Source organism: Pseudomonas sp. G(2018) (assembly GCF_005502415.1).
GTDB lineage: Bacteria > Pseudomonadota > Gammaproteobacteria > Pseudomonadales > Pseudomonadaceae > Aquipseudomonas.
Map to the genome: position 1 here is coordinate 64505 of NZ_SCOO01000033.1, position 8583 is coordinate 73087.

7 protein-coding genes and 3 pseudogenes are annotated in these 8583 nt (G+C 61.9%); 6 read left to right on the forward strand and 4 right to left on the reverse strand.

The genetic code is table 11. The annotated features are described in order from the left end of the window. Positions 1-7 precede the first annotated feature (7 nt). The 3 genes and pseudogenes from FFS64_RS32290 to FFS64_RS24965 form a co-directional block, all read left to right on the forward strand. Positions 8-1078: pseudogene (locus FFS64_RS32290) on the forward strand (HAMP domain-containing protein); the annotation flags it as partial. 342 nt (positions 1079-1420) lie between these two features. Next, a pseudogene (locus FFS64_RS32295) lies at positions 1421-1936 on the forward strand (methyl-accepting chemotaxis protein); the annotation flags it as partial. A 325-nt stretch (positions 1937-2261) separates the two neighbouring features. Further along, a complete protein-coding gene (locus FFS64_RS24965) occupies positions 2262-3938 on the forward strand; it encodes an MFS transporter (RefSeq protein WP_137807547.1) in 1677 nt (558 codons plus the stop codon). 113 nt (positions 3939-4051) lie between these two features. Here FFS64_RS24965 and FFS64_RS24970 read toward each other — a convergent pair whose 3' ends face one another. From FFS64_RS24970 to FFS64_RS24985, 4 genes are read right to left on the reverse strand one after another with little or no spacing between them, the layout of a single operon-like run. Then, positions 4052-5368, reverse strand: a complete 1317-nt coding sequence (locus tag FFS64_RS24970) for a sensor histidine kinase (RefSeq protein ID WP_137807548.1) — start codon at positions 5366-5368, stop codon at positions 4052-4054. Then, positions 5365-6033, reverse strand: a complete 669-nt coding sequence (locus FFS64_RS24975; protein ID WP_137807549.1) for a response regulator transcription factor — start codon at positions 6031-6033, stop codon at positions 5365-5367. The genes FFS64_RS24970 and FFS64_RS24975 overlap by 4 nt, the downstream gene beginning before the upstream one ends. A gap of 3 nt (positions 6034-6036) precedes the next feature. After that, positions 6037-6363: a PepSY domain-containing protein gene (locus tag FFS64_RS24980; protein WP_137807550.1), complete on the reverse strand. Its 327-nt coding sequence runs from the start codon at positions 6361-6363 to the stop codon at positions 6037-6039. Further along, complete coding sequence (locus tag FFS64_RS24985; RefSeq protein ID WP_137807551.1) at positions 6363-6674, reverse strand: PepSY domain-containing protein; 312 nt, start codon at positions 6672-6674, stop codon at positions 6363-6365. The genes FFS64_RS24980 and FFS64_RS24985 overlap by 1 nt, the downstream gene beginning before the upstream one ends. Positions 6675-6863: 189 nt before the next feature. Here FFS64_RS24985 and FFS64_RS24990 point away from each other — a divergent pair, with 189 nt between their 5' ends. The 3 genes and pseudogenes from FFS64_RS24990 to FFS64_RS31830 all read left to right on the forward strand — a co-directional run. Then, positions 6864-7943: a patatin-like phospholipase family protein gene (locus FFS64_RS24990; RefSeq protein ID WP_137807552.1), complete on the forward strand. Its 1080-nt coding sequence runs from the start codon at positions 6864-6866 to the stop codon at positions 7941-7943. 86 nt (positions 7944-8029) lie between these two features. Then, the gene (gene queD, locus FFS64_RS24995; protein ID WP_008056290.1) at positions 8030-8386 is read left to right on the forward strand and encodes a 6-carboxytetrahydropterin synthase QueD; all 357 of its coding nucleotides are present in this window, start codon (positions 8030-8032) and stop codon (positions 8384-8386) included. Positions 8387-8453: 67 nt separating this feature from the next. Then, positions 8454-8583 (forward strand): annotated as a pseudogene (locus FFS64_RS31830) (alpha/beta hydrolase); the annotation flags it as partial.

Below are 8583 nucleotides of genomic sequence, written 5' to 3' on the forward strand. Positions count from 1 at the left end.
GCAGTTCATGGACGCCTATCAATATGGCCATGGTTTCTCGCGGCAGGTTCTGTTCCTGCGCGACCAGGCCGAGAAGCGCTTCCTCGATGCCTTTGACCTGCGCGAAGACCTGACCCGCCAGGTCAAGTCGGCACTGCAAGCCAACCCGGAACTGCTCGGCCTGTCCCTGGTGTTCGAACCCAACGGACTGGACGGCAAGGACGAGCTGTTTGCTGGCCAAAGCGACATCGGAAGCAATGAAAAGGGACGCTTTGCGTTGTACTGGTCGCAACCGACGCCAGGCGAGCTGACCTCCATGCCGCTGCCGGAAAAAGACATGGCCGACACCAGCACCGGCCCCAGCGGCGAACCGGCCAACGCCTGGTTCACCTGCCCACGCACCCGCCTCAAGCCCTGCGTGATAGAACCCTACTTCTATGTGATCGACGGCCAGAACGTGCTAATGACCAGCATCGTTTTCCCGCTGATGGTCAACGGCAAGGTCATCGCTTCGCTGTCGGTGGACATCAACCTCAACAGCCTGCAAGCGATCAGCCAGAGCGCGAGCAAGAAGCTCTATGACGGTCAGACCAGCGTCAGCATTGTCAGTCCCGCCGGTTTGCTCGCCGGCTACAGCCCGGACGCCAGCAAACTCAGCCAGCGCCTGGAAGCCGTGGATCCGCGCACCGGTGCCGAACTGATGCGCATGCTGGCCACCAGCAGCAAGATTGCCAGCCTGCACAGCGATCAGCAGCTCAAGGTGCTGGCGCCGTTCCAGCCGATTCCGGACGGCAAGGCCTGGGGCGTGTTGCTCGATGCGCCGGAGAAGGTGCTGGTCGGCCCGGCCGAAGCGTTGAAAAAACAACTGGATGAAAGCAACACCGCCGGCACCCTGACCGAACTCGGCCTGGGTGTGCTGGCCGCGTTGATCGGCCTGCTGCTGGTTTGGCTGATGGCGCGCAGCGTGACCAAGCCGATCCTCGGTGTGGCGCACATGCTCGAAGACATCGCCAGCGGCGAAGGTGACCTGACCCGCCGCCTGGCCTACGACAAACAGGATGAACTGGGCCAGTTGGCCGGCTGGTTCAACCGATTCCTCGACAAGCTGCAACCGATCATCGCCGAGGTCAAACGCTCGGTGCAGGACGCCCGCAGCACCGCGGACCAGTCATCCGCCATCGCCACCCAGACCAGTGCCGGCATGGAGCAGCAATATCGCCAGGTGGATCAGGTCGCGACCGCCTCCCACGAAATGAGTGCCACCGCCCAGGACGTCGCCCGCAGTGCAGCCCAGGCAGCCCAGGCCGCGCGGGACGCGGATCAGGCGACCCGCCAGGGCCTGACCGTGATTGACCGCACCACCGCCAGCATCGACAACCTCGCCACCGACATGGGCGCGGCGATGGCCCAGGTCGAAGGCCTGGCCGCCAACAGCGAGAAGATCGGTTCGGTTCTGGAAGTGATCCGCGCCATCGCCGAACAGACCAACCTGCTGGCACTCAACGCGGCGATTGAAGCGGCCCGTGCCGGTGAGGCCGGGCGCGGTTTTGCCGTGGTGGCCGATGAAGTGCGCAACCTGGCGCGGCGCACTCAGGAGTCGGTGGAAGAAACCCGCCTGGTGATCGAACAACTGCAAAGCGGCACCCAGGATGTGGTGGGTTCGATGGGCAACAGCCATCGCCAGGCCCAGGGCAGCGTCGAGCAGGTCGGCCAGGCCGTGATAGCGCTGCGGCAGATCGGCGATGCGGTGACCGTCATCAGCGACATGAACCTGCAGATCGCCAGCGCCGCCGAAGAGCAAAGCGCGGTGGCCGAGGAGATCAACAACAACGTGGCGACCATTCGCGACGTGACCGAGTCGCTGTCGGGGCAGGCCAATGAGTCGGCGCGGGTGAGTCAGTCGCTCAATAGCCTGGCCAATCAACAGCAAAGCCTGATGGATCAGTTCCGCGTTTAATCCCTTCCTGCCCCACTGAAACCTTGTGGGAGCGAGCCTGCTCGCTCCCGCAGGTCTTGTGTCTGACCTGCTGCCCCTGCTGCATTCCCGTCGAGTGGATATCTGCACAAAGCCGATTATGCTTCATGAAACCTTGCAGCGATGCGAGGCCGTCTGTTCGTGTCCACGCTTCGCGCAATCCGTAGTCCGTAGTCCGTAGTCCGTAGTCCGTAGTCCGTAGTCCGTAGTCCGTAGTCCGTAGTCCGATGACATCAGCCCCAGGGCCAGGGTGCGGCAACAACACTGAAGGTACTCCGGCCTTAAACAAGAACAACGGAGAAAACTCATGGCGGCAATCGACAATACAACCACGGGCAGCGCGCCCAACCGGGGGATCACCAGGGAGGAGCGCAAGGTCATATTCGCCTCGTCCCTGGGCACCGTGTTCGAATGGTACGACTTCTATCTATACGGCTCACTCGCCGCGATCATCGCCAAGCACTTCTTCGCCGGCGTCAACGAGACCACTTCCTTCATCTTCGCCCTGCTCGCGTTTGCCGCGGGCTTCGCCGTCCGCCCCTTCGGGGCCATTGTGTTCGGCCGGTTGGGCGATATGATCGGGCGCAAACACACCTTCCTCATCACCATCGTGATCATGGGTGTTTCCACGGCGGTGGTGGGCTTCCTGCCCGGCTATGCGACCATCGGTGTAGCAGCGCCGATCATCCTGATCACCCTGCGGCTGTTGCAAGGCCTGGCGCTGGGGGGTGAGTACGGCGGAGCGGCGACCTACGTGGCCGAGCATGCACCGAAAGGCAAGCGCGGTTATTTCACCTCGTGGATTCAGACGACCGCGACCCTCGGCCTGTTTCTTTCGCTGCTGGTGATCCTCGCCTGTCGCACCGCGCTGGGCAATGAAGCCTTCGAAGCCTGGGGCTGGCGGATTCCATTCCTGCTGTCGATTCTGCTGCTGGTCATTTCGGTGTACATCCGCCTGCAACTGAGCGAGTCACCGGTGTTCATGAAAATGAAGGCCGAAGGCAAGGCTTCCAAGGCGCCACTGACCGAATCCTTCGCCCGCTGGGATAACCTGAAGATCGTGATCATGGCCCTGCTCGGCGGCACCGCCGGCCAGGCCGTGGTCTGGTACACCGGGCAGTTCTATGCGCTGTTCTTCCTGTTGCAGACGCTGAAGATCGACGCGCAGACCGCCAACTTGTTGATTGCCGGTTCGCTGCTGATCGGCACGCCGTTCTTCGTCATCTTCGGCAGCCTGTCCGACCGCATCGGCCGCAAGGGCATCATCATGGCCGGCTGCATTCTGGCGGCGTTGACCTACTTCCCGATCTTCACTGCACTGACCCAATACGGTAACCCTGATGTGTTCGTCGCGCAGGAGAAAAACCCGGTCACGGTGATTGCTGATCCCGGCCAGTGTTCGTTCCAGTTCGACCCGGTGGGCAAGGCCAAATTCACCAGTTCCTGCGACCTGGCCAAGACTGTCCTGGCCAAGCGGGCCATCCCCTATGAGAACGTGAAGGCCGAACCGGGCACCGTGGCCCAGGTCCGTGTCGGCGAGAACGTGATCACGAGCTTCGAAGGCACCGGCATGCCGGCCGCCGACTTCAAGACGCAGAACGACGCGTTCACCGCCACCCTCGCCACCGCTCTCAAGGAGGCCGGCTACCCCGAGAAGGCCGACCCGGCCAAGACCAACTATCCGATGGTGCTGCTGCTCCTGACGATCCTGGTGATCTACGTGACCATGGTCTATGGCCCGATCGCCGCCTGGCTGGTGGAACTGTTCCCGGCGCGCATCCGCTACACCTCGATGTCGCTGCCCTACCACATCGGTAACGGCTGGTTCGGCGGGTTTCTGCCGACGGTGGCGTTCGCCATGGTTGCGGCCACGGGGGATATCTACTACGGGCTGTGGTACCCGATTGTCATCGCGGTGATGACGGCGGTCCTGGGGATCTTCTTCATGCCGGAAACCAAGGATCGGGAGATTCATCACACATGAAGATGTGAAGCGAAACGCAATCCCTGTGGGAGCGGGCTTGCCCGCGAAGACTGTGGCACATCCGACATTGATGTGACTGAAAGCCCGCTCCCACAAGTTTCGCGTCGCTTGATTCAGGTGCGTTTAGGCAACTCGATCAGCACCTTCAACCCACCCCACTCGCTCTCCTCTAACCGCAACACCCCGCCCCAGGTGTCGACGATGTCACGCACGATGCCCAGGCCCAGGCCATGTCCGTCAGTTTGTTCATCCAGCCGGGTGCCACGGCTAAACACCTGCTCGCGGCGGTCTTCGGGAATGCCCGGTCCGTCGTCTTCCACACACAGTTCAAACCCGTCCACCGTCTCGACCACACCCAGGCGCACCTCGGCATCCGCCCATTTGCAGGCGTTGTCCAGCAGGTTGCCGAGCAACTCCAGCAAGTCTTCGCGATCCCACGGCAATTGCAGCCCGGCCGGGGACCGATAACTCAGGTTCAGGTGTTCGCCGTGGATCATGTTCAATGTCGCCAGCAACCCCGGCAATTCGGCGTCGCAGTCAAACAGCGCACCGGGCAGCGCGTCGCCGGATAAGCGGGCGCGGTTGAGTTCGCGGTTGAGCCGTTGCTGAACCTGATCCAGTTGCGCCTTGAGGATCTTGCGCAGTTGCGGGTGCGCGTCGAGTTGCTCACTTGACGCCAGGCTCAACAGCACCGCCAGCGGGGTTTTCAAAGCGTGTCCCAAATTGCCCAGGGCATTACGCGAACGCTTGAGGCTGTCTTCGGTGTGGGTCAGCAAATGGTTGATCTGCGCCACCAGCGGTTCCAGTTCCACCGGCACCTGGTCATCGAGTTGCGAGCGCTGGCCCTGCTGCAATTGCGCGATTTGTTCCCGTGCCTTTTCCAGAGGGCGCAGGGCGCGACGCACCGTGACCCGTTGCAGCAGCAGAATCAGCAGCAAACCCGCCAGACCCAGTCCGAGACCGAGCTGCTGCATGCGCCGGAAGCTCTCGCGCACCGGGGTGTAATCCTGCGCCACGCTGATGGAGATCGACTGGCCCAGGCGACGATAGTCCGAGCGCAATACCAGCAGCTGCTGTCCCTCCGGCCCCAATTGCAGGTTGCTGTGCAGACCGGGATGGTCGAGTCGCGGCAGTTCCTGGTCCCACAACGAACGGGAGCGCCAATGGCTGTCGGCAAAGTCGATGCGGAAATAATGCCCGGAAAACGGCCGCTGATAGGCCGGCGACAGGTTTCGCTCATCCAGTTGCAGGCCCTGCGGGCCGCGGACCAGCGCCACCAGCAGGTTCTCGCTGTCGTTGCGCAGCCCGGCCTCGAGGTAGCGTTGCAAACCCATTTCGAACAGCCACAGGCTGGTTTGCGCCAATACCAGGCCGACCACCACCATCACGCTGATCAGGCCCAGGCTCAAGCGACGCTGGATCGACCTCACTGCGCTTGCCCGCCGAACAGGTAACCCTGGCCGCGACGGGTTTCGATCACGCTGCGCCCCAGTTTGCGTCGCAGGTGATTGACATGGACTTCCAGCACATTGGAGTCACGCTCGGTTTCACCGTCGTAGAGGTGTTCGGCAAGGTGGCTTTTGGAAAGGATCTGCTCCGGGTGCAGCATGAAGTAACGCAGCAAACGGAATTCGGCGGCGGTGAGCTGAACATCCGCGCCGTCGCGGATCACACACTGACGACCTTCATCCAGTTGCAGCCCGGCGGCCTTGAGGGTGGGTTGATTGACCTGGCCGTGGGAGCGGCGCAGCAGGGCCTGGACCCGCAAGTGCAACTCTTCCGGATGAAAAGGCTTGGTCAGATAATCGTCGGCGCCGGCCTTGAGCCCTTCGATGCGCTCGGCCCAGGAACCACGGGCGGTAAGAATCAGCACGGGCGTGGCCAGCCCGCCCGCGCGCCATTGCGTCAACACTTCAAGCCCCGGCAACCCCGGCAGGCCGAGGTCGAGGATGATCAGGTCATAAGGCTCGCTGCTGCCCTGGTACACCGCGTCGCGACCGTCGGCCAGCCAGTCCACGGCGTACCCTTGGCGATTGAGGCCGGCCATCAGTTCGTCGGCCAGGAGCACATGGTCTTCCACCAGGAGCAAACGCATCGGTCAATCTTCCTTGTCTTTCAATAAACGGCCGGTGGCGGCATCGAGGTCGAGTTCACGGACCACGCCTTCAGTGGTCAACAGCTCGACTTCATACATGTAGACGTCGTGCTTCTCTTCAAGCTCGGCTTCCAGCAGCTTGGCGCCGGGATAACGATCCAGCGCGATTTGCAGTACTTGCTCCAGCGGCAGAATCACACCCTGCTGGCGCAGGCGCAGGGCCTCATCCTGATCGAGGTCGCGGGCCATTGTTGCCGAGCAGAATGCAACAAGCGTCAGGGCCAGGCAACCGACGGCGCGGGTGGATGAAAGAGGTAAAAACGATTTCATTAAGTATCCTGATGATCCTTGCGCAAAAGCCCATCGGCCGCATCCAGTTCGAGTTCCCATTCCACGCCTTGCGCGTCAGTCAGCTCTACCCGGTAGAGGTAAATGCCGTACCTTTTTTTCAACTCGATTTCGATGATTTTCGCCCCCGGATGCCTGGCCATGGCCACGGCCTCGATCTTCTCGATCGGCACAATGGTACCAGCGTCGATCAATTTCCGGACTTCGTCAGAGCGCAGGTCACGCGTGTGAGCGAGATTGGAGGTAAGGCCGAAGAGGATAAGTGCAACGAACAGGGCGACCAGGGTTTTCATGGGTGTCTCCGAATTTCTTGTGTTTTTCCATGGACATAACCTTAGTCATTCGAACTTAATTGAAACTGAATGGCCATCATTGGTCCCCCCCAATCCCTGTGGGAGCTAGCCTGCTCGCCCCCACATTGAACTCATGCACTCAAAGAACCCGTTTATAATCCTGCCCGCGTGCCAATATTCGAGACAGGTATGACCGCCATCCACATCAAGTTCCCCTGCCTGACAATCAAGGCCGGTCCGCGTGCCTTTGTGCGCATTCGAGAAAACGGTCTCAGTGCCGCTGATGTCGGTACGCTGCCGGGCGCCGCCGGTGGCCCCAAGGCACTGGGGATCCAGGGGCTGGACCTGGCATTGTTCGGCGAATGGCTGCCGTCGGCGCCACGGGAGCGTTCGCTGATCGGGGCATCGGTCGGCTCCTGGCGCTTCGCCAGCGCCTGCCTGCCGGACGCCGCCGAAGGCATCCGCCGTCTCGGCCACCTTTACACCGAGCAAGACTTCGCCAAGGGCGTGACCATGGCGCAGATCAGCCAGAGTTCCCGGCGCATGCTCGATGACTTGCTCGACGGCCGCGACGCCGCTCTCCTCGACAACGCTCACTATCGCCTGAACATCATGGTGGTCAAAAGCCACGGCCTGCTCGCCGACGATCATCGCGGCCGCCTGGGCCTGGGCCTGTCTTCGGTGATCGCCGACAACCTGCGCGGTCGCGCGCGGCTGTCGCGGCACTTCGAACGGTTGATCATCCACGACCCGCGCCTGGCGCCACCGGTCGATGCATTGAATGATTTCCCGTCGCGTTTCGTCGCCCTGAACGCCGGCAATCTGCGCCAGGCCCTGCTCGCCTCGGGGTCGATCCCGATGGTGATGGAAGGCGTGCGCGACCTGCCGGGGGCCGGTGCCGGTACGTTCCGCGATGGTGGCCTGCTGGACTATCACCTCGACCTGCCCTACAGCGGCAACGACATCGTGCTCTACCCGCACTTCACCGACCGGGTAATTCCCGGCTGGTTCGACAAGACCCTGCCATGGCGCCGCGCCTGCCCGACACGCCTGCAAGACGTACTGCTGCTGGCACCGTCGAAGCAATACCTGGCGCGCCTGCCCTACGGCAAACTGCCGGACCGTAATGACTTCAAGCGCTTCATGGGCGACGCTCCGAGCCGGCAGAAATACTGGCGCGCGACCATGGATGAAAGCCGCCGGTTGGGCGATGAATTTCTGGAACTGGTCGCCAACGGTCGCCTTGGCGAACGCCTGCTGACCCTTTAGTCAGGACAAGCTGTTAAACTCGGCGCCTGTTCAAATTGCCCCAGCGTCGCCGCCGCGATCGCCACCTCAACAGAGCTGAAACCACTGTGGAAATTTTCAAAGAGTTCACCTTCGAATCCGCCCACCGCTTGCCCCACGTCCCGGACGGCCACAAGTGCGGGCGCCTGCACGGCCACTCGTTCAAAGTGGCGATTCACCTGAGCGGCGACCTCGATCCGCATACCGGCTGGATCCGCGACTTCTCGGAGATCAAGGCGATCTTCAAGCCGCTGTATGAGCGGCTGGACCACAACTACCTGAACGACATCCCCGGCCTGGAAAACCCGACCAGTGAAGTGTTGGCCAAATTCATCTGGGCCGAACTCAAGCCATTGCTGCCGGAACTCAGCGCGATCCGCATTCATGAGACGTGCACCAGCGGGTGCATCTATCGCGGGGAGTAATCAGGGGAACCCTGCAACTTGAATTTGGCTGGTATTCGCTCTGTTTTTTCATGAGGGCGAATGACACCCGGTAGCGCTGACGCCCTGGGGCTCGCTGTTCGTGCAGCATGTGCGCCAGCATGAGGCCACGTTTAGCGGGCTGCCCGATTACATCCAGCGGGCGATTGTGCCCACCTATATACGCACAGCGATCAAGC